This is a genomic window from Spirulina sp. CCNP1310 (assembly GCF_034932185.1).
Taxonomy (GTDB): Bacteria; Cyanobacteriota; Cyanobacteriia; order Cyanobacteriales; family Spirulinaceae; genus Spirulina.
Genome location: NZ_JAYGHW010000090.1, coordinates 68,403 through 89,390, shown reverse-complemented (window position 1 = coordinate 89,390; position 20,988 = coordinate 68,403). Strand labels below are relative to the sequence as shown.

At 51.6% G+C, this 20,988-nt stretch carries 24 protein-coding genes and 1 riboswitch; of the genes, 10 read left to right on the top strand and 14 right to left on the bottom strand.

The window, feature by feature from the left end; translation table 11 throughout:
• Positions 1-165 precede the first annotated feature (165 nt).
• From VB712_RS15295 to VB712_RS15280, 4 genes are all read left to right on the top strand, one after another.
• Positions 166-846, top strand: a complete 681-nt coding sequence (locus tag VB712_RS15295) for a hypothetical protein (RefSeq protein WP_323256230.1) — start codon at positions 166-168, stop codon at positions 844-846.
• Between the two features lie 5 nt (positions 847-851).
• Positions 852-1,580, top strand: a complete 729-nt coding sequence (locus VB712_RS15290; RefSeq protein ID WP_323256228.1) for a hypothetical protein — start codon at positions 852-854, stop codon at positions 1,578-1,580.
• A 480-nt stretch (positions 1,581-2,060) separates the two neighbouring features.
• Positions 2,061-2,702 carry a DUF3365 domain-containing protein gene (locus tag VB712_RS15285; protein ID WP_323256226.1) on the top strand — a complete coding sequence of 214 codons (642 nt, stop codon included), beginning with the start codon at positions 2,061-2,063 and terminating at the stop codon, positions 2,700-2,702.
• Between the two features lie 423 nt (positions 2,703-3,125).
• Complete coding sequence (locus VB712_RS15280) at positions 3,126-3,641, top strand: DUF3122 domain-containing protein (RefSeq protein WP_323256224.1); 516 nt, start codon at positions 3,126-3,128, stop codon at positions 3,639-3,641.
• A gap of 44 nt (positions 3,642-3,685) precedes the next feature.
• On the opposite strand, the gene VB712_RS15275 is transcribed toward VB712_RS15280, so the two are convergent.
• The 3 genes from VB712_RS15275 to petC all read right to left on the bottom strand — a co-directional run bounded on the left by VB712_RS15275 (position 3,686) and on the right by petC (position 7,912).
• Positions 3,686-6,097, bottom strand: a complete 2,412-nt coding sequence (locus VB712_RS15275) for a GH116 family glycosyl hydrolase (RefSeq protein ID WP_323256222.1) — start codon at positions 6,095-6,097, stop codon at positions 3,686-3,688.
• A gap of 185 nt (positions 6,098-6,282) precedes the next feature.
• Positions 6,283-7,245 carry a cytochrome f gene (gene petA / locus VB712_RS15270; protein WP_323256220.1) on the bottom strand — a complete coding sequence of 321 codons (963 nt, stop codon included), beginning with the start codon at positions 7,243-7,245 and terminating at the stop codon, positions 6,283-6,285.
• A 127-nt stretch (positions 7,246-7,372) separates the two neighbouring features.
• Complete coding sequence (gene petC, locus VB712_RS15265; protein ID WP_323256219.1) at positions 7,373-7,912, bottom strand: cytochrome b6-f complex iron-sulfur subunit; 540 nt, start codon at positions 7,910-7,912, stop codon at positions 7,373-7,375.
• A 234-nt stretch (positions 7,913-8,146) separates the two neighbouring features.
• Here petC and VB712_RS15260 point away from each other — a divergent pair, with 234 nt between their 5' ends.
• Positions 8,147-8,464, top strand: a complete 318-nt coding sequence (locus VB712_RS15260; RefSeq protein ID WP_323256217.1) for a DUF3067 family protein — start codon at positions 8,147-8,149, stop codon at positions 8,462-8,464.
• A 57-nt stretch (positions 8,465-8,521) separates the two neighbouring features.
• On the top strand, positions 8,522-9,280 hold the full coding sequence (gene tatC / locus VB712_RS15255) for a twin-arginine translocase subunit TatC (protein WP_323256215.1): 759 nt from the start codon (positions 8,522-8,524) through the stop codon (positions 9,278-9,280).
• Positions 9,281-9,345: 65 nt separating this feature from the next.
• Here the strand turns inward: tatC and VB712_RS15250 are convergent, their stop codons facing one another.
• On the bottom strand, positions 9,346-9,501 hold the full coding sequence (locus VB712_RS15250; RefSeq protein ID WP_323256213.1) for a hypothetical protein: 156 nt from the start codon (positions 9,499-9,501) through the stop codon (positions 9,346-9,348).
• A gap of 301 nt (positions 9,502-9,802) precedes the next feature.
• Here VB712_RS15250 and VB712_RS15245 point away from each other — a divergent pair, with 301 nt between their 5' ends.
• Positions 9,803-10,618 carry a creatininase family protein gene (locus VB712_RS15245; RefSeq protein ID WP_416236365.1) on the top strand — a complete coding sequence of 272 codons (816 nt, stop codon included), beginning with the start codon at positions 9,803-9,805 and terminating at the stop codon, positions 10,616-10,618.
• A gap of 80 nt (positions 10,619-10,698) precedes the next feature.
• Here the strand turns inward: VB712_RS15245 and VB712_RS15240 are convergent, their stop codons facing one another.
• Both VB712_RS15240 and VB712_RS15235 read right to left on the bottom strand, forming a co-directional pair.
• On the bottom strand, positions 10,699-10,890 hold the full coding sequence (locus VB712_RS15240; RefSeq protein ID WP_323256209.1) for a DUF2949 domain-containing protein: 192 nt from the start codon (positions 10,888-10,890) through the stop codon (positions 10,699-10,701).
• Positions 10,891-10,949: 59 nt separating this feature from the next.
• On the bottom strand, positions 10,950-11,156 hold the full coding sequence (locus VB712_RS15235) for a hypothetical protein (protein WP_323256207.1): 207 nt from the start codon (positions 11,154-11,156) through the stop codon (positions 10,950-10,952).
• A gap of 249 nt (positions 11,157-11,405) precedes the next feature.
• Positions 11,406-11,498, top strand: a riboswitch (Glutamine riboswitch).
• 41 nt (positions 11,499-11,539) lie between these two features.
• Between VB712_RS15235 and VB712_RS15230 the strand changes: the two genes are divergently transcribed.
• Positions 11,540-11,758, top strand: a complete 219-nt coding sequence (locus VB712_RS15230) for a hypothetical protein (RefSeq protein WP_323256205.1) — start codon at positions 11,540-11,542, stop codon at positions 11,756-11,758.
• Here VB712_RS15230 and VB712_RS15225 read toward each other — a convergent pair.
• From VB712_RS15225 to gshB, 6 genes are all read right to left on the bottom strand, one after another.
• Positions 11,755-12,111, bottom strand: coding sequence for a hypothetical protein (locus VB712_RS15225; protein WP_323256203.1), 357 nt, complete (start codon positions 12,109-12,111; stop codon positions 11,755-11,757). The two genes, VB712_RS15230 and VB712_RS15225, sit on opposite strands and share 4 nt — an antisense overlap.
• A 40-nt stretch (positions 12,112-12,151) precedes the next feature.
• A complete protein-coding gene (locus VB712_RS15220; RefSeq protein ID WP_323256201.1) occupies positions 12,152-13,333 on the bottom strand; it encodes an LL-diaminopimelate aminotransferase in 1,182 nt (393 codons plus the stop codon).
• A gap of 59 nt (positions 13,334-13,392) precedes the next feature.
• Entirely contained in the window at positions 13,393-13,716 is a 324-nt protein-coding gene (locus VB712_RS15215; RefSeq protein WP_323256199.1) for a thioredoxin family protein, read from the bottom strand.
• 42 nt (positions 13,717-13,758) lie between these two features.
• Entirely contained in the window at positions 13,759-14,418 is a 660-nt protein-coding gene (locus VB712_RS15210) for a DUF305 domain-containing protein (protein ID WP_323256197.1), read from the bottom strand.
• 73 nt (positions 14,419-14,491) lie between these two features.
• The gene (locus VB712_RS15205; protein WP_323256196.1) at positions 14,492-14,971 is read right to left on the bottom strand and encodes a DUF4870 domain-containing protein; all 480 of its coding nucleotides are present in this window, start codon (positions 14,969-14,971) and stop codon (positions 14,492-14,494) included.
• 4 nt (positions 14,972-14,975) lie between these two features.
• A complete protein-coding gene (gene gshB, locus VB712_RS15200) occupies positions 14,976-15,941 on the bottom strand; it encodes a glutathione synthase (protein ID WP_323256194.1) in 966 nt (321 codons plus the stop codon).
• A 143-nt stretch (positions 15,942-16,084) separates the two neighbouring features.
• On the opposite strand from gshB, the gene VB712_RS15195 reads away from it, so the two are divergent.
• Positions 16,085-17,536: a hypothetical protein gene (locus VB712_RS15195; protein ID WP_323256192.1), complete on the top strand. Its 1,452-nt coding sequence runs from the start codon at positions 16,085-16,087 to the stop codon at positions 17,534-17,536.
• A 136-nt stretch (positions 17,537-17,672) separates the two neighbouring features.
• On the opposite strand, the gene VB712_RS15190 is transcribed toward VB712_RS15195, so the two are convergent.
• Positions 17,673-18,740: a sodium-dependent bicarbonate transport family permease gene (locus tag VB712_RS15190; RefSeq protein ID WP_416236361.1), complete on the bottom strand. Its 1,068-nt coding sequence runs from the start codon at positions 18,738-18,740 to the stop codon at positions 17,673-17,675.
• 637 nt (positions 18,741-19,377) lie between these two features.
• On the opposite strand from VB712_RS15190, the gene VB712_RS15185 reads away from it, so the two are divergent.
• Positions 19,378-19,695: a P-II family nitrogen regulator gene (locus tag VB712_RS15185; RefSeq protein ID WP_323256188.1), complete on the top strand. Its 318-nt coding sequence runs from the start codon at positions 19,378-19,380 to the stop codon at positions 19,693-19,695.
• 170 nt (positions 19,696-19,865) lie between these two features.
• Here the strand turns inward: VB712_RS15185 and VB712_RS15180 are convergent, their stop codons facing one another.
• A complete protein-coding gene (locus tag VB712_RS15180) occupies positions 19,866-20,783 on the bottom strand; it encodes an energy-coupling factor transporter transmembrane component T family protein (RefSeq protein ID WP_323256186.1) in 918 nt (305 codons plus the stop codon).
• Between the last annotated feature and the right edge of the window lie 205 nt (positions 20,784-20,988).

The window sequence follows — 20,988 nt, the reverse complement described above, 5'->3', positions numbered from 1 at the left end:
CGCCCATGGGCTGAATTGCACCATGCCCTCAACGTCTGAGGGATGAACCCAAATGAAAAGTTTTGCTAAAAATTTGCTAAAAATCAGGCGATCGCCCCTCAAATCCTTGCTTTATCATCAAACTTGATTAGAATTGAGAGATTCCCCAAACGACAAAGCTTATTTATGAATCACTTTGACCTGCTCATGCAATTTTTGCGCGATCGTACCCAATTAATCGAAACCATCAAAGAAGGCAAACGACTAGAATCGATTATTTTATCCTTAATGATTTGTAGTTGTATATTCCTAGGGATATACGGTGCAATCATCGGCTCATTCAATGGCCTCTTACAAATGCTAGCCTCTGCCATCAAACTCCCCGCCCTTTACATCCTTACCCTCTTTATTTGCCTACCCACCCTCTACTTTTTCAACGTCATTTCTGGCTCAAAACGCACCTTTAGCCAATATTTAGCCCTGCTCCTTGCCGCCACCGCCGCCATGGCAGTAATGCTATTCGGCTTTGCCCCCGTTACTTTATTTTTCCGACTCTCCAGCACAGATTATCAATTCTTTCAGTTTCTTAACATCTTGATCCTCGCCGCCTCCGGTATTGTGGGAATCCATTTTTTCTATCGCAGTGTTTTATTTATTGATGATCAACCCGCTGAAAAACAAATTCAAAACCGCAACGTGCTAAAAATATGGCTATTTTTATATGGTTTTGTGGGTAGCCAATTGGGTTGGACATTACGCCCTTTCTTTGGTGCTCCCAATAGTCCATTCCAGCTTTTTCGCCAAATCGAAAGCAATTTTTATGCCCATGTCTTAAAACTCATTGGTCAGTTATTGGGTGTATCTTAACCACCATGCATTATTCCTTTAAAACCTTAACGATTACAACTCAAGAGGTTGAAGATCTAACTAACTTTGATCTTTTAACCCATCTCAAGCTAGATTTTTATCAGGCCTTGATCCTGAGCAACCCAAAAGCTCGGCAACGTCTCCTCAGCACAGAACTTTCTTTATTTTTTGTTAGCTTTATTGTGCTGACCCCGATTTTCTTGATTCTTTCTCGTTCTTGGTCAGCCATTACCAATGATGGCCAAGGATTAGCAATTTTGTTCTTAAGTTTATTGATTGTACTTTTGGGCTGCTTCGGTGGGTTGAATCTTTTTTTAAAACAAACCTGCCTTTCCATGAAAACAGTGAGTCAGATTTTGCTAGAAATTGATAAATATAATCGGGTTATTTATTCCCTAAATCTTTTGCAGGAACTCCAATCTTCTGAAAATCATGCTGCTGAAGATGTTAATCCAATGGGTCAAGGTACTGAAGCAATGACCTTTGATTTACTGAAGACAATCAAAAAAAGCTTAATTCGTGCTATAACAGTAGAACAAATGCTCAGAACTAAGCTTGATCAAAACATTGATTTACAAAGTATTTCACAACAGCTAGAGCAAGATTTAGAACGATTAATGTCCCATGAAAACTCCTATGGTTTAGTGGAAAATCATCAACTTTTAGCGGATACCCTTAAAATCAGTATGATGGTACACCAAGAGGTTCAAAATTTATCGCGCTATCCGCTTTAGGTCTAGGTCTTCTTTATCGAGGACAGTCCCTCACCCTAAATCCCTCTCCTTCTTTGGGAGAGGGACTTTGATCAAGTTTTTGGTGATTTATGAGCAAACTGTAAGGTGATAAGCTCAATTTATTTAAAGTCGAAACCCTTGATGTAGGGGCGAAAAAATTTTCGCCCCTACGGGTTTAAAGCTGGATTAATACTTCAGATCGCCATTGTTCACAGATCATGGCAAATGTAGAACGCAAGAATTATCATCAGCGCCTTCCAGGGGCGGAACTGAATATAGCAATTTCTCAGTCGATGAGGTACAGTCTAGAGCCAATCGCCCTCTTTGGGAGAGGGGTTTGGGGTGAGGGCTAGACTTCATGAGCATCGAAAACGCTATAATAATTTTTTCTTAACAATTTATCTGATCTAGCTCTAGAACAAAATGGTACGATCAGGTTAATGCAAATAAAACTAAATTTAATAAAAGGAAACAGGAAAGATGAAATTTCAGCGTTTGCTCCGCTTTGTTTTTATGCTGGGAATTAGCCTATTTGCACTGGGTTGGAATGCCCCATTCAGCCAGATTTTAGGTGGGGATCTTGCTGTCGCTGCTCCCATTGTTCCCAATGTTGATCAATTGGCTGAAACGGTGCAGGAAATTGAAGCTTTAGATGCTCTGCGTACAGGGTTAGCCTCTTCTTTGGAGGGTAGCACCGAGGTTCCTACGATGCAAACGATGAAGGAAGTTTGTCGTCCGGTGGGGATGCGGGCCATGGAACTCAGCCAAGAGCATGGTTGGCAGGTAAAACAGATGGCTGCGAAGTATCGCAACCCGAAACACGCGCCGGATAATGTCAATGCAGAGATGGCTTTAGCCAAGTTTGATCAAGAGCCGACTTTGATTGGTTTTTGGGATCGAGAAACCGTCAATGAGCAGCCTGGAACTCGTTATTATCGGCGGATTAATGTGGAATCCAGTTGTTTAGTTTGTCATGGCATGAAAGAGCGCCGTCCTCAGTTTGTCAAGGATGCCTATCCTCAAGATTTAGCCTATGATTTTAATGTGGATGATCTACGAGGGATGTATGCGGTTTTCATTCCCGATGGTTTGCAAAAAGCCTTAACAGAGACTACTCATTAAAGATACAAATGTAGGGGCAAAAAATTTTTCGCCCCTACGCACATTCAGCATCCAATCCAGCCACAGTTCTTGCTCTAATCATATAGCAGTAGCCAAGAAGGTTAGGACATCGCGTCGGGTGAACATTGCCCACCAGGAGAGGGTTTCGGATTTAACGTCCTAACCATACTGACTATTGCTATACATTCCGCAGGTTAAGACTAATGATGCTAGTGAACGGTGCGTCAGACACAATTCAACCATCAACATCATCATTGATTTGGTTTGACGCACCCTACGATTCAATTGTAGGGTGCGTCAGATTGGTAACCTAGGATGCAAAAGAGTAGCTTAACGGCTGACGCACCATTGATTGAGCAACCTGCGGAATGTCGGCTGTAATTTTATCCTATTTTTTGAAAACCCAAATTTGGAGTCATGATCATGAAACCGCTTTTACGTTTTCTGGGATCACTGTTCATCGTTGGACTGTTGGCCGTTGGGCTGGCCTGGGATGGCGTGATCGCCCCCGCCCAAGCCGCGCTCCGCCAGTTGGAGGAAGCACCGGGGCAGGTGGTGGTTCAATCTCGCCAAACCTTGAAGGATCAGGAGGGGAAAACTTGGCAGGCGATCGCCTTCCGGCGCACAACACCCGATGGCGCAAACCGTTTCTATCTGCGTTTGATCGGCTTTCCAGGGGTAGCAACGCTCGATCGCTCCCAACCTTTACAATTAACCAACTTCAGAGGCAAAACCTGGGAAGCCACTGATTGCTCTGAAGTCATGTTTACCGATGCAACCCAAAATCAGCCCAGTTCCGGGCAATATGATTTAGGGCCAATTTTGATGAAGTTAGAACCGGCGATTCCGTTAAAGTTAAGTTTAGCCACAATGGAGGGGCCGGAAATTGTCTTGAATATTGCCCCGGAAATGATTGCGGAATGGCGATCGCTCCAATAACACCAACTTCTAGGGGCGCAAAAACCTTTCGCCCCTACCCCTCCCTAAGGTGTTAACACATGATAAATCCCCCAAATCGCCATCGCCCGCAAATAATGACAGGCGCGGAACGTCCGCACCGCCGTAATCGCCTCCGGTGTGCGGAATTGCAAACCTCCTTCGTAGATTTGCCGTACCACCGTTTCCGCCATCGTTAACCCCTCTTCCCGCATCCCCATCAAGATCAAATAGGCCGCTAACCCGAAATTAATCCCCGTCCACACCTCTAAAGGGTGAGTGGCATTGGGATTTTCAGGACTGCCATCGATGAGCATTCCGTTGGCTGCCCCAAACTGACCCCCAGCAAACCGCAGGAAACAGGCTTGATAAACCGACCGTAATGCTGACTCCGCATAGGGGCGATCCACCACATCGGGCAAACCCAATAATTGGGCATAAAACTGACCACACAACTGATCCGCCATCACCACATCAGAGCCGCTCTCACTATCGAGGCGATAAAACTCCCCATTCCAAAGTTTTTCCTGATATACCGGCCGGGCTTGACGGATCCATTCCCGGTATTGCTCTAGGTGACGAGTAATCCCGTGGGGATAGTCTGCGGGTTGAAGGAGGGGATTAGCAGGGGGATGGTCGAGGAGGATCACGCCAATGGCGATCGCCGCCTCCAAGGCCGCAATCCACAACGCCCCACAATAGGCACTCACGCCCCGTAACTGCCAATCATCAAAGGTCTGATCCGGTGCGCCGGAATTTTCCGGGATGCCATCGCCATCAAAATCAAACCCTTTGAGATAGTCCAAAGCAATGGGAATTGCCCCCCAACATTCCCACAAAAATTCCACATCATCGGCCCCGGTGAGGAGATAGTTGCGATAGACCTGTAAGACAAAATCCGAGGGCAGATCTTTCCATTGGTTGCAGTCTTGATAACTGGTGTAGTTGCTCTTTTCCCAAGGATGTTCATTGGGAGCGCCGAGATCATGGGGGGTGGCTCCGGCCAGTTTGCGGACGGCGGGGGCTTGGTTGTAGCCGATGATGCGGGGGGTAGCGTCGGCGGTGGGAATGGCGCGGGCAAAGGCTTCTAACACCGCTTTATCCAACCGAGGAAATAGGATCATCATCCCAAAGGAGCCATAAAGCCGCACATCCAGGCTTTCATACCAGCGGTAATCCACACATTCCCAAATCGCAAACTGGCCGATGGGGTCGGTTTCCGTTCCGGCTGTCCAGAGGGTTCCCCCATCGGTGAGCAGATAAAGCTCGTTAAACAGGGCCATTTTTAACCAGTCCGGCAGGTCTTCGCGATCTAATACCGAGGCTTGCCAGGTGAGGATTTTTTCCCGCCAAATATCACTATGTTTTAAGGCGGTGCGGATCACTGTCCAAACGTTATTGCCACTGCGGCCAAAAAAGTCGGTGTGGCGGCGGAAATAGCTAATCCCCTCGGCAAATTCGGTGATCGGGAAATCCCAGGCGAGGATAAAGGGGATTTTGCGCGATCGCCCCGGTCGAATCGTGAACCGGATTGCCATCGCGGTGGCAATTTGCTCCCCAGGGGCGGCGGGGGTTTCATCCTGCTGATCCGGTAACATCCCATTGCGGGAAAATAACTCCCACACTTCCCCCCCATCGCCATCGGGGTTCCATCGCCCCAGGTGGTAGGCTTCAACAGCGGTATTGGTGATGGAGGCGATCGCCATCTGCCCATCCCCCTCTTGCAATTCTGCATGGGGCCGCACCCGGTTCATCAAACAGCCCACCCGGTAATGATCCATAATCCACTGATTAAAAGACCCGGTACTGTCTCGCCATTTGGGTTGATATTCATATTCCGGGCTACCGTCATCGCGCACCGTCACCGTCGGCTTTTTAATCGCATTGGTAAACCAGCCCACCATATTTTGCCAGGTGAGCAGGATACTCATCGTGATCGGCTGATCCGTGGGGTTGTGGATTGTCCAATCAAACACCGCCACGGGATAGCTGGATTCTTGATAACAATCGGCCCAAATTGGGGAAAACTGCTCACAGATAATCTCACTTTGAAACACCCCCTCATATTTGAACCAACTGCGGGGATAGAGGGCGTGATAACTGCCTTTTTCGGCGGGATACCATTGCCAACGGTTCAAACTGCCATCGGCGGGGGGTTCCGTACTGAGGGCATAGGCTTGGGGGAGATTGTCCCCCACCTGCTCAAAAATGCTGAATTGACAGGCGGGAACCGGGTTAAAAATATGTTCACCGCCATCGAGATGCCAAAGGTTGAAGTCACCACGGGGCGATCGCCCAATACAGCCCGCCCCCAATCCCCCCAAGGGCATCCCATGCCAAGGGCCATCATCAACATTGCTGTCCCGGCGGACAGTATAGGGAGCCTCCCAACCGCGACCGATGGGCCGTTGCCAAGCAGCGGCGGGAATTTCTGGGGGGGCAATCTCGAAGGCTTTCATGAGTAATGGTGATCGATATCAATACAGTAGGGACGGGGGGGTTCACCTCGACTGCGCTCGGTGAACAGCGTTGGCTCGGTGAACAGCGTTGGCTCGGTGAGCGCAGTCGAACCGAGGGATCAAAAAAAGCGCACAGCTTTAACTGCTTTAAAACTGTGCGCTGTAAAAGGGGGCTAATTTGGGGATTAGAAATCCATTTCAGCGGCTTGGACGCGCTCGATTTGTTTCTTCTTGAGGGCAAGGAGGGCTTGGGAAAGGGCGATCGCCGCCAAGAACACCAAGAGCCACTGAATCCGCACCGGATCTTGCAGGACAATCTCCGCCTCTTCCTGACCAAAACCGCCCACGTTGGGGTCATTGGTCAAAAATGCACCGGCTTCAACGGTATCGCCAACGGCAACCAACACCGTCGGGCCGGGGGGAATCACTTCATCCACTGCACCCTCGGCGGTGGCAATGGTGACGACAGAACCGCCATCATCCCCAGGGGCGATCGCGCTGATCGTGCCGCTAGCGCTGGCTTTGAACGAATTGTTATTCGTCGTGTTGCCCGCAGGATACAACTGGCCGCGGCCCCGGTTCGCACCGAGGTAAACGGGAAACTTACCAAAATGGACGCTCTTATCGGTTTTGGGATTGGGGGACAAGATGGGGAAAACAATTTCTTGATATTGCTCACCGGGTAGGGGGCCAACGATGTAGACATTATCTTGATCTTCCCGGTAGGGTTGGAAATAAACTCCACCCACTTCTTCCTTCATTTCCTCAGGAATGCGATCGGCAGGGGCAATGGTGAAGCCTTCGGGCAACATCAACACCGCACCCACATTCAGGCCCCCTTTAGAGCCATCCCCTAACACCTGTTGTGCAGAGAGATCGTAGGGAATTTTAACAATGGCTTTAAATACGGTATCCGGCGTGACGGACAGGGGCAATTCAACTTCAGCAGGTTTAGAAGCCAGGTGACAGTTAGCACAGACAATCCGGCCTGTGGCTTCGCGGGGGGTTTCGGGGGCGGTTTCTTGGGCCCAGAAGGGGTAAGCCGCAGCGGGTTGGGCATTGAAACCCAAAAACACCACCATCGCCAGTAGAACAATGCTCAGGGTTTGGGCGACCCGGCGCAGGGCATTACTAAACAAATATTTCATCGGAACGGTAACAAGTCCTAAATCAAGGGATAGTTCAACAACTTTGGAGGAAAGAGGATAGAGAAGAGAGGAAAGAGTTTTTTCACTTCTCACTTCTCACTTCTCACTCCTCCCTAAACGGTAGGGGTTAAGCCCACCAGGGATCTTCGCCGGTACGGAAATCAGTTTCCGTCCAAGGGGTGAGGACGACGTGATCATCCACGACTTCGGTATGGGCCAAAGCGAGGGAGAGGGGGGCAGGGCCGCGCACCACTTTCCCTTCATTGTCGTATTGGGAACCGTGGCAGGGGCAGATGAAACGGTTGGCACTGCTGTTCCAAGGCACAACGCAACCCAAGTGGGTGCAAATGGCGTTGAGGCCATAGGAAGCAATGGCGGCTTCTTCGGTGACGATCAAATAGGTAGGATCACCTTTGAGACCTTGGGTGAGAGCGCGATCGCCCGCTTTACGGCCCGTTACAAACTCTTGTACCGAAACATCATTACCCAGGGCATCTTTAGCGGTTACACCGCCCCCCGCGCCACCGCTAGCCGGGGGAATAAAGTATTTCACCACTGGATACAATGCACCCAGGGCTGTGCCGGTGATCGTGCCAAAGGTCAACAGGTTCATAAACTGACGACGACCCATGTTGGGGGCATCAGAGGAGGCGGAAAGTTGTGTCATAACTCAAGAAATCATGTTTATACTTTTGCAGAGGAGCCGGGTTCGACGGTGAACGTCCTAGCAAACCTCGAAAAATCGGGGATAGAAATGGATCATTGCTGGGTTTGGGGCAACCCTGTGATCATTAACAATCATGAACAGGGTTAAACCCTTGTTACTCGTTAAATTATTGCAGAAAACTCGCAGATTACGGATTAAACTTGCTCTTTAGTCGCGATCGCCGCCCCTGAAACCATGACCGGCCGAGATCTTCACCAACTCCTGCTCCAGAAATGGGGCCGCTCCTATGCCCTCCAAGTCCGCCAAACCAAGGGAAAACTCTACGTCCAAGTGATGTGGAAGTACCGGGAACAGGCTTCGTTCCCCATGAGTGAGGCGGAATATTTTGCCCATCTCGATGCGGTCGCCAACTACCTCAACGCCTGGGATGCGATCGCCCAGGTGGAAACCTATCTGGCCCAAACCCGTGAGCGGCCCCGCTTGGGCAAAGCGGTGAGCATCCCCATTGATTTAGGCGATCGCGCCTCCGAATGGCTGATTGAGGGGATTTAGCCCCGAATTTTCAACCCTTCGGTACAATAGGCCAACGCCCTGAACTTGCAAGATCCTATGGCTGCTGCTGACACCAAACCCCAATTGGAACCCACCGAAAACCCCAATGATCCCCCCCATGATGTCGAGATGACCCTGACGGAGCATTTGGAGGAACTGCGGTGGCGGATCTTTGCTTCTCTGTTGGCGATCGCCGTTGCCTGTGGCGCTTGCTTTATCTGGGTGCGCCCCCTTGTCGCTTGGCTCGAAGCCCCCGCCGGTGACGTTCGCTTTTTGCAACTGGCTCCTGGTGAATTCTTTTTTGTTTCCTTCAAGGTCGCGGCCCTGGTGGGGGTGATCCTCGTTAGCCCCTTTATCCTTTACCAGGTCATTCAGTTTATTCTGCCGGGCTTAACCCGCCGGGAACGGGATCTTTTAGGGCCTGCGGTTCTTGGTTCCAGTGTATTGTTCTTTACGGGGTTAGCCTTTTCCCATTGGGCATTAGTTCCGGCGGCCCTCTCCTTCTTCATCAGCTATGGCGGTGATGTGGTGGAGCAAGCTTGGTCGATTGAGTCCTATTTTGATTTTGTCTTGCTGTTGATGTTTTGCACTGGCTTGGTGTTTCAAGTGCCGGTGCTGCAATATATCCTCGCCAACTTGGGGATTGTCTCCAGCAATCAAATGCTGAAAACTTGGCGGTATGTGATTTTACTTTCCGTCGTCCTAGGGGCAATCCTCACCCCTTCCACCGATCCCATCACCCAATCCCTATTGGCGGGAGCAGTGTTGTGCCTGTATTTCGGGGGGATTGGGGTTGTCAAAGCCTTGGGCAAATAGCCCCAAAACAAATGTAGGGGCGAAAAATCTTTCGCCCCCGCAGAGTTTATTCCAGTCAAACAAAACTACCAATCAGCCTTGACAGTTTTGTGGTGCAGTTCCCCGGAAAAGGGTTGCACGCCAATTTCAGGATAGGATGCATCACTAGGGGCAAACAAACGAGCGATCGCCTCAGACACAAATTGACCCGCATCCCGGAGCATTTGAGTAAGTTTCATCATGGCCGCCTCCCTTGAGTGAAATGGGTTAAATAGAACAACTAAAACATTGATTTCGATACCTTTATTATCAAAGATTTCAGGGGCGATCGCCCCCTGATCCCCCCCATTGCAATTAAATTTTTCATAGATTTACAAAGCTTCGTCTGTTGGGAGCTTACACTTTAATCATTACAAATTTTTGTGATCAGTAAGCTCAATTTATTCAAAATTGCAACCCTGTAGGGGCGAAAAATTTTTCGCCCCTCCGCCAACGCGGTAGCGAACCCATTGCACCATTTTCTGAAGACGTAGCCACACCATGATCCACGGTTTTATCCCCCCAGCCCGTTTTTTCCCCTATCTCACCTGGACAGACATCGCCGCCATGCCGGATAAAGCCAATGTGGTGATTGTTCAGCCGATTGGGGCGATTGAGCAGCACGGCCCCCATTTGCCCCTGGTGGTAGATGCGGCGATCGCCGCCGGAGTCCTCGGCCATACCCTCGCCGCCCTCGATCCCGCCATCCCCGCCTATAGCCTCCCCCCCCTGTACTATGGCAAATCTAACGAGCATTGGCATTTTCCCGGCACAATCACGCTTTCCGCCACAACCCTCCTCAACGTGATCCGCGATGTCGCCGCCAGCCTCTACCGGGCCGGGTTCCGCAAGCTCGTTCTCCTCAATGCCCACGGCGGCCAACCCCAAATCCTGGAAATTGCAGCGCGGGATCTCCATCAGGAATATGGGGATCTACTGGTGTTCCCCCTGTTTGTGTGGCGCGTGCCGAACCAAGTGGGGGCATTATTGAGCGATCGCGAACGGGAGCAAGGCATCCATGCTGGCGATGCCGAAACCAGCCTCATGCTCAAGTTGCTACCGAAGCAGGTACGCATGAATCAGGCTGTGCGAGAATATCCCCCCGATTTACCCCCTGATAGCCTCCTCAGTTTAGAGGGCCAGTTACCCTTTGCTTGGGTGACACAGGACATCAGCAAAAGCGGTGTCATTGGCGATCCCACCGTAGCGACCCCAGCAAAAGGCGACCAGATCCTTACCGATCTCGTCGCCGGGTGGGTCAAAGTCCTCACCGAAATTCACGCATTCCAACCGCCGCAGGTGATCCCCCCATCAAGGTAGACCCACGAAGTTTAGACCTTCACTGTTTGTCCTACAGACTTCAGTCCAATTCCTCTGTGGGCTAACGATTGAGCAGCGGTTTAAGCGGTTTCCAGCCAATCAAACATTTGATCAATTTGTTCTAACGTCACTAACCCGTATTGCCAGAGGATCATCGGCAGGACGTTGGGGGTGGGGTCGTGGCGGCGGGTGGCGATCGCCAAAGATTCAGGCGGAATGGCGAGTTCGTCTTGGAGGAATTGGAGGAAGCGGCAGGCGAGGGGCGTTTGCATGGCGGTGAGGGGGGTTAAAGGCGTTTTTTTAAAAAAGGTTTAAAGTAGTAGATCTGAGTTTAGAGGTCGTTGCGGACTTCCACTTTGCCCTGTTTCACAGAGCGTAACAGGCGGTTAATGGCGCGAGTTTCATCTTCACTTAAAGATTCTTCTAGCAATGCCGCCATCAAACCGTACTGGTCAGCCCGTTTCAGTTGACCGGTTTGCCGGGCAGTGGCAAGCATTTCAGAAATAGAGCCAGGGAGGAGTTTCAATGCAGGCAACATGACTGCTCCTTAGGGTGAATTGGGGTTGTCACCAATATCGGTGATTTTGTCTGCACTGCGGGTGATAAACCCCCCTATGGCCCTGTGAATCTGATCGACCTGGGTTGTGATGGCTTGGCGGTTGGGATGTGATCAGTTTAGACCTGATTATGTGATTTTCATCACATAATTCCCAAGAATCGGGAACAACCCCTTGACAAGTGGGGACTAATCTCCTATATCTCAGTAAAGATAAGTAAATGTAACGACAACGTTCATCTCCTCCTATCCATCAGGATCGTTGAAAAGCCTGATTCCCCCGGTGAGGAGACGGAAGTAGGCTTAAGCCCGAAGGAACGCATTGCGCCTCTATTTGCGTCTTCTGATTCCATCTTCATAACACCATGATGATTGCACCGCTTTTGATCAGTTTATCCGTTGCCTCCCTTGCCGTTTACCTCCGCATCAGCACCCAAGAAGAAATCGTCAAGGTCAGTGCAGGGGCGATCGCCATTATTGGCCTGCTCCTGAGTCTTTACTTTGCGCCGATGTGGATTAAAGCTCTGTTGTTGACGTTCCCTTTGTTTAACAACCGTTTCAACACACTGGACTTTTTCAGTTAATCTTCGCGGATCAGGGTTCCATCTTCGCCATACCAACGGCAACGCAAATATTGAGCATTGACAAACCCCTGCCGACCTTCAACTTGGGGGTTTGGCCCTTGCAAAACCTTAATTTCATACCATACCGTCCCCTCTTCGCTGAGGGTTCCCCCAAAAGCCCGGACAAGGTTGCCGTTATCCAAACCGGCAAAGGGTTGGCCATGGGGGGCAGGGCGCACCGCTAATTGGCCTTGGCGAATGCCGGTGACTTGGCAAATGACGATCGCATCAAAAATATCGGCATGGGCCGCACGGGGCCAAAGGCTGAGGAGCAACGTTGCCCCGGCTAGGGACAGCACCGTTTTAAGTTTCATGATCTTTCCCGCTCCTGAACTGCCTGAATTTGCCTTTATGTTAATGGACTTCAGGGGTTTGGAGAAATGTTTGGATCTGGGCGATCGCCTCCTCCAACACCTTCACATCATGCACCAAGGCAAAACGCACATAGCCTTCCCCACTGGGGCCAAACCCTGCACCAGGGGCTAACGCAACGCCGGTTTTAGCCACTAAATCCATACAAAATTTGATCGAATCCTGTTGCCAGGGTTCCGGTAAGGGGGCCCAAAGGTACATCGTGGCGGTGGGGGTGGGGACGGGCCAGCCGATCTTGGCCAAGGCCGCCACCATAAAATCCCGCCGCTGGGCAAAGGTTGCCACCGTTGCTTGTACTAAACCTTGATCGCTATGGAGGGCAGCGATCGCCCCCGCCATGATGCCCCGATATTGGTTAAAGTCGATGGTGGCTTTCACTTGACGGAGGGCGCGGATTATTTCCCCATTGCCCACGGCATAGCCAATGCGAAAACCGCCCATGTTATAGGACTTGGAGAACGTGAAAAATTCAATAGAGCAGGATTTTTCGCGGTCGGCTTCGAGAATGGAGGGGGGGCGATCGCCGGTAAAAAATAAATCTGCATAGGGGAAATCATGGGCCAACACCAAATTATGGGCGCGACAAAACGCCACTGCTTCTTTAAAAAAGGCAAGGGAAGCCGTCCCCGTCGTGGGGTTGTGGGGATAGCTCAACACCATTAATTTTGCTTGAGCCAGGATATCCGCCGGAATTTCGCCAAACTGGGGTAAAAAGCCCTCTTCCGCCCGCAACCGCATCGGGTGAATTTGCCCCCCCGCTAACACCACACCCCCCTGATGGGAAGGATAACCGGGATCGAGGAGCAGGGCATAGTCCCCCGGATTCAGTACCGCTAGGGGTAAATGGGCGGTTCCCTCCTGACAACCGATCAGGGGCAAAACTTCCGTTTCCGGATCGATGGGGATACCGTAGCGTTGGCTGTAGTGGTGGGCGACGGCTTTCCGGAAGGGTTGGGTACTGTGGAAAAGGGCGTAACCGTGGGTGGTGGGATCTTGGAGGGCGGTGGCGATCGCCTCCAAAACGACCGGATCGGTGGGCAGATCTGAAGATCCCAGAGATAGATCTAAAATGTTCAGCCCCTCAGCAATGGCCGCAGACTTAGCCCGATCCATATCGGCAAAGACATTGGCACGGAGGGGTTCAAGGCGGCGGGCAAATTCCATAACAAGATCAAGGGCGGGAAACGATGCCCTTAGTTTTGACTAAGGGCAGCAGGGCTAATTTAAAGGTGGGCATTCAGGAAGTTCAGGATCGCGGGCTTGGTGATCGCCCCTTCATGGCTGGCCACAAGGGTTTTATCCTTAAAAATGCGTAGGGCGGGAACGCCCTCCACTTGGCACTGTTTAACAGCATCGGTGTTGCGGTCTACTTCGAGCTTCACCACCTTGAGGCGATCGCCATAGTCAGCGGCGATCGCCTCAATGGAGGGCGAAACGAGGCGACAGGGGCCACACCAAGCCGCCCAAAAGTAGGCCAGCACGGGCTGATCACCATTGAGGACTTCCGCCTCTAACTGTGCATTTTCGAGGGTAATTACAGCGCTCATCGATTTCTTAAATGGGGGTGAGATTCAATAAGAGGCATTTCCCTAATCGTACCAGTCTTGCCGCCATGCTTCCATCTGGGCAATTTCTTCGCCTTGACTGGCTAAAATTGCCTCCGCTAACGCCAACATTTCCGGGCGTTCCGTTTTTGCCAGCAAATCCTTAGCCATATCAACCGCCCCCTGATGGTGGGGAATCATCGCATCAATAAACCGCAAATCAAACTCCTGATCAGCGGGGCCGAGATCAACACTCATGCGCATCGCTTCAATTTGCGCCTCACTCATGGGCATCATGTGACCCATTTCAGCGTGATAAACCAAGGGGCGATCGCCCGCATCGGGATACCATGCTGCTCGCCAGTCCCGCATTTGCTCAATCTCCACCGCTTGGGCGGCAATAATTGCCTCCGCTAAAGCGCGAATCTCTGGCCGTTGGGAGTTTTTTAAAGCCGCTTCTGCCATGATCACCGCCCCCTCATGGTGGGGAATCATCGCATCAATAAACCGCAAATCAAACTGGCCATCCGCCGGCCCCAAATCCATCCCATGGCCCGCCCCATGATCCATCGTCATTGCATCCATGGGAGTATCTACCACAGCCATCTCCTCGCCGGAGGGATTACCACAGGCCGTTAAACCTGTTCCCAAGGTGAGCAGGGTTAAAGTGAGCAGCGCCATCTGCCGGGGTGATTGTAAAAACATATGCTCTTAGGAATGTGGTTCGCTTCTTCAGCGTAAAACATTCCCCTTAAAGGGAGAGTCAAGAGGGAGCGCCCTAATCCAGATCATCCTTTTGATAATCAACGGAGCGGATCAGGCGGAGAGTGAAGGGATACCGATACCAGCCCCCTTGATTAGCCCGTACAGCGGCTAAAATCACAAAAACCGTTTGCACCACACCCCAGATCACGAGTAAACCGATCCCTAGCGTCACCCCGAAAATTAACCCCAGGGCCGCTAAAGGCGATTCTCCATCCTCCACCCCAAAAATAATGATGCCGATCACTAAAAGCACCGCCGCAATCATGGCCAAAATCAAGCCATAGATCAACATCGAAATTTGAAAATTCATCGATTCGCGGCCATGGTAATCAATGAATTCGGATTGCTCCCGGCGGATCGCCCAAAGGATTAACGGGGCCAGGATGGAAGCAAAGGGAAGGGGTAGCCCCAAGACAGCGAGGGGAATCCAAGCTAAGGCGGAAAGGTGGCAAAACATTGCCCAAGTGCGAGATTGCTCTGGAATGGGGGCCATGGTGTTAACTCCTTGCTGTTTCCAGCCATTCAATGACCTGCTGTCCCAAAGATAGGCCATGGAGCCGGTCAATTTCCCGAATGCCGGTGGGACTGGTGACGTTGACTTCTGTGAGGTAGCCGCCGATGACATCAAGGCCGACGAAATAAAGGCCATCTTCGCGCAAACGGGGCGCGACTAGCTCACAAATTTCCTGCTCTCGCTCGGTGATCACCGTGCTGGCCACCCGGCCCCCTACGGCCATATTGCCGCGAAAATCTGCTCCGGTGGGAATGCGATTCACTGCCCCGATCGCCTCCCCATTGAGCAAAATAATCCGTTTATCTCCCTCCGATGCGGCGGGGAGGTATTGCTGGAGCATAACGGGGAGCTTACCCCATTGGGTGCTGATTTCAATTAAGGAGTTGAGATTGCGATCGCCCTTTTCCAAAAATAAAATCCCCTCCCCCGCCTTCCCTGCCAAGGGCTTCAACACCGCCGCCCCCTGCTGGGCCACAAAATCCAAAATCACCGCTTTGGCCGCCGTCACAATCGTTTCGGGGATCGCCGTCGGGAAATTGAGGGCGTAGAGCTTTTCATTGGCCGCCTGTAACCCCCTGGGATTATTCACCACCAAGGTTTTCGCCGGATCGATCAGGTCTAAAATTTGCGTCACATAAAGGTAAGGGATTGTCACCGGCGGATCTTTACGCATGAACACCGCTGCCATCGCTGTGAGGGGTTGGAATTGGGCAGTTCCCAATTGATACCAAGGATCAGGAGCCTGCCAACGGCCTTCAACTAAAACCACAGGATCGAACGTGACTGGCGTAAGGGTGGCCCAAGCTTCCCCTGTTTGTACCGTGAGCAGATCCACCGTCGTGATCCACACCTGATGCCCCCGTTGATGGGCAGCCTCCATGATGGCAACGGTGCTGTCGTGGGTGGGGTCAAGGCTGGCGATGGGGTCAATAATAAAGGCGATATTCACGGGAGATTTATGGGGCGAGATCAATGGTTATTGTGCCACAGGACGTTTCAGGAATTGCCCTTAATCTTGGCTTATTCTCGCCTTTACCCAAGGGTTGGACATGGGGCCGTACATTACCCGCGTAGGCTTGTTTTTGAGATTTTATGATCAACTTAATTCAAAGTTTAAGCCAGGGCAAACGGCGATCGCCCTTGCTGTGGGGGGCGATCGCCCTCCTGAGCCTGAGCTTAATCCTCACTTTCAGCCAACCCAGCCCTGCCCAAACCCCATCGATCCGGGGAACCCTGGCCTTTACCCTCACGGATTTAGAGGGGGCGGAAATGTTAGCGACTGCCCCCAATGGCCAACGGGCAGTTGTGGCGGGGGGTGAGAGTATTTCTGTGGTGGCGATCGGTAGAAATAACCTCCGTGTCGAGCAAAGCGCAACCCTGCAACCGGCAAACTTCCCTGTCGGTTCCAGTGCAGCGGAAATTACCGGCGTGGCCATTAGCCCTGATGGTCGTTATGCCCTTGCTGGGGTCAAAGATCATGATGATGCCAACCTGGAAACCTTTGATGAAGTGCCGGGCAAAGTGGTGGCCTTTTCCCTGCCGGATTTGCGGGTTTTAGGGGAAGTTACGGTGGGCCGGGGGCCGGATTCTGTGGCGATCGCCCCCAATGGGCAATATGCCGCTGTCGCCAATGAGGATGAGGAAAACGAAGAGGATTTAACCAATCCCAACAACCGCGCCGGGACGGTTTCGATTATCGATCTGCGTCAGGGCCCCGCCGCCATGACCCAGGTGGAAATTCCCATCCCCGCCGCCGGGATTCCCTTTTTCCCCCATGACCCCCAACCGGAAACGGTGCGCATTGCCCGTGATAATTCGTTTATCGTCACCACATTGCAGGAAAACAACGCCGTCGCCCGCATCGAAGTCCCCCGCCGCCTCCCCCAACCCTTAACCCCCCGCGCCTTCCGTGTCACCAATTTTGATTTAGGGATTCGCACCGGGTTAGGTTTAACGAGCGATGCCGTCGGCACCGGCAATTGTCGCGCTAGCAGCTACGATCTCAGCCTCCGCCAGGAATATACCTCCGCCCGTGAACCCGATGGGATCGCCCTCTCCCCCGATGGTCGCTTTTTTGTCACTGCCGATGAGGATAATCTCACCGCCGTGAATCAACAAAGCTATCAAGGAACCCCCATGAGTCCCCATGGAACCCGCAGCATCAGCGCCTTTGATGCCCGCACTGGGGCCTTCCTCGGAGATAGCGGCAATACCATTGAAGACAGCATTCTTGCCCTCAAGCTCCCCCAACGCTGTAGTAGTAAGGGGCCAGAGCCGGAGGTGGTTTCGGTGGGAACGGTGGCAGGACGTACCTTAGCAGCGGTGGCGATCGAGCGTTCCGATGCCGTCACGATCCACGATGTCACCAATCCGCGCAATATCCAACTCCTGGATACTGTGATTCTCAATCCGAGCATTGTGGGCAGTGATCGGGCCGCCGAATTAGAACCAGAGGGGATTGAACTCCTCTCCCAACGGCGGCAAATTATCGTATCTAACCCTGAAGCTGGCTCCATGAGTTTAATTAACCTCGCGGTTCGTTAGCTTGTGGCATTGATGGCTGTAGGGGTGACGGGTTTAATTGTTGCGCCCCTACCGCATTGGATTCAGCGGATTTGATCAAAAAAAGCCAGGTTGGAAACCTGGCTTTTTCGTCATTGTCCCCTGGACGGATCAGGGTTTAACCGCCGCCGGTCAATGCTTGCGCAAGCCCAATATAGAGGGGGATTGCCAAGGCGATCGCCACAGGTGTACCCACGGCTGTGGACGCACCGATATAGGCGGAAGGGTTAGCCGCTGGGATACCTGCCCGTAAGGTTGGCGGCCCTGAAATATCTGAGCTAGAGGCTGCCATCACCGCCAGAACCACAACACCGCCAAGGCTGAACCCCGTCAGGTAGTGGGCAATCATACCAAAACCGAAGGCAATCAGCCCGTGGAACAGTGGGGCTACCACAGAATAGACCGTGTACCAATGGGCCACCTTCCGTAATTCGTTGAGTCTTGCCCAAGCTTCCATCCCCATGATCAACATCAGCACCGACAGCAGACCGCGAAACAGGGGATCATAGAAGGTGGTGTAAACACTTTCCGGCTGAGTGGCCAGACCAAGAACGAGGCCGAGGAGCAGTGCCGACAGGGCAGAACCCTGGAGACTTTCTTGGACAATGGGCCATACTTTGACCCGCTCCGGCTGCTTACTGGGATACCCTTCAGCAACAATGCCCTGCTCGCCGTAATACTCCCGTTTACTGCGATATTCCTGCTTGTTGGTATAAATACTTGCTAACACAATCGCTGTCACCAGCGCCGGGATATCCATGAAAGGATAGAGTGCCGCAGACCAAGCCTCATAGGGAATTTGTTCCGTTTCCAGAAGGGTCAGCGCAGCGGCGAAGGTAGAGCCACTCACCGCACCAAACAAGCCTGCTGTGGCAAGGCCATCCTCCATTTTGACGTGGGGCAGTTTACACAATGTGTAACGTCCGAGAAACACGATCAAAATCCCTGTCACCACGGCAAACAATGCGGGCAAGAGCATTTCCACCAAATTGGCATTGCGAATTTCCTGTCCACCCGTGAGGCCGACCTTCATCAGCAGCATAAAGACGATGAACTTATAGACCGCATCGGGAATTGCCAGGCGGCTACCCAGGGAGGCGGCCACCATACCACCAATGAGAAAGCCGAGGGTTGGGGACTGTAACTGTTTTACGAAGCCTGTCAAGAAATCGGATAGAAAATCCAAGAATACCTCCTTCCCCCTCATGATGAGGAGTAATGATTGTGATAAGCGAGCTTTAAAAAGTTAGGAGCGCAATAATCCGTTCCTCACAGGTTTGAGTTAAAAACCTGTAAGTAGCGCGAAAATGGCGGCTCTATGGGATGGGGATATGCTGGTATGTCGCAGCACATTCCCTAGGGGAAAATTAATTCAGTCCCGAATTTTGATGGAATTCAGTCTAGCGTCAAATGCACAACCATAGGCGATCGCCCTCCATGGAAATGTTAAATTTAAGCTATAAGTTTTCCTTTTATTTAAAGAGATGGGTGAATTTTGGGGTCAATTCCGATTGCATGGCCTTAGCCTTTGCCTTCGCAAAGATAATCACTACCCTCACGACGACAGCCTCAGCAAAAATGCTTAACCATGCAGGGAACTCTGCAACTAGAGTAGTTTTACGGCAATTTCAATGGGAGTCATCCCGATTAAGAGATAAGTATTTTTTATAAAATGCTTCCGCTAATCTGAGTCCATTGAGGCTAGTAGATTTGTCAACTTTTGGCATAAACTTAAAGGCATCTATTTTAAAATAGGGTTCAAGGTAAGATCATGAGGTCTTGTCTTGAATTGTCAAAATAAAACGCATCAAGAGGTAACTTAAATGACCCAACGCGCTAGTAAGCTTGTCATCGTCACGGAAAAAGTACTGCTGAAACAGATCGGCAAGATCATCGATGCAGCCGGGGCTACCGGTTACACGGTGGTAGATGCTGGTGGTAAGGGCAGTCGTAATGTGCGATCGTCGGGACAACCCAGCGTTTCCGACACGAACTCGAATATCAAGTTCGAGATCCTTACCCCTAACCGAGAAATGGCAGTGAAAATTTCTGACGAGGTGGCAGCCCAATTTTTTGATAATTATTCCGGCATTGCCTATCTTTGTGATGTGATGGAGGTATTGCACGCCCATAAGTTCTAATCTAGAATCCGCTTCAACAGATTGTGTAGATATCGGGGCGAAAAGTCTTTCGCCCCGAAGATGTGGGGGAATCTTACGAAAATAGTGCGGGCGTCTGAAAGCCCTGTGGCTGCTGAGGAGTTCCCCTTTACCAAGAAACTCAACTCTATGTCGCTTTAGCGCGGGGATTTTTAAACTAACCAGCCTAAGGTAAGCCGGCCCCACCAAAGGAGCAAGAGGAGGGCGATCGCCACTCCATCCCCGGCTCGCAGTTGTAATTGATGCCATTGCACCTGATGGGTGTTGGGGGTGGTGAAACCGCGCACATTCATCGCGAGGGCGATTTGTTCCGCCCGTAGCAGCAGATTTTCGATTAACCGCTCCGCCACCACAAGCCAAATTTGGGCCGTCTGTTTTAAACCAATTTTTTTCCAATTAATCGCCCTTGTCCGCACCGATCGCGATAGGTTTTGCACCTCTTCCAACACGAGGGGGATAAACCGCAGGGCCAGGGTGAGGGTGAGGATAATTTCCGTAACGGGAATTTTGAAACGGTTGAGGGGACTGAGCATGGCCTCTAATCCAACGGTGATTTCCTCTGGGGCTGTCACCAAGAGATAAAGGCTGCTGCTATAGATCAGTGTGAACAGGAGTGTGGCAAAGCGGGTGGCGAGATCAAAAGAATGGCGGGTGACGGTGATTCGGCCCAAGGTGAGCAGAACATAGCGGTAGGGGGTGGGTTGCATCTCGCTATAGTCGCTAAATTGGAGGCCGGTGGGTTCAATATCGGGGATTTCCAGGGCAGGGAGGCGCGGCTGACTAACGAGGGCGAGGCCATCGTCAAAGATGCAGGTAATCACAAAGGCCAAACTACCGAGGATTAAGAGCCAGCCCATTTGCTGTTTCCAGGCCCGCCAAGGAATGCCAGCGGTGAGGGTGAGGAGGATCAGCAAGATCACGAGGCCAAGGCGATAGCTGTTGTTGGCTAAGACCGGCGCAATTAGGAACGTCATTAACCAACCGAGCTTGACCCTCGGATCAAGGCGGTGTAGCCAGGTGACAGGCTCCTCTAGATAGAGGCCAATGGGGAGCGATCGCAGTAAATCCATAAGTTCTCAAACAAGAGCCACAGCAATCTAGCCTACCTTAGCTTTGGGCTAATCCCCCACAGGGGGGGTTCTCTGGCCTGATTGTCGCTAGGTTGACTACTCCCCGGCATAAATGCGCGGGGATTCTAATCGGATGCTACGCCGCACTCTCAAGAGATGCGGCTTCGCTCTTTTTAGCTGTCACCCAGAATCGAATCTGAGTGGG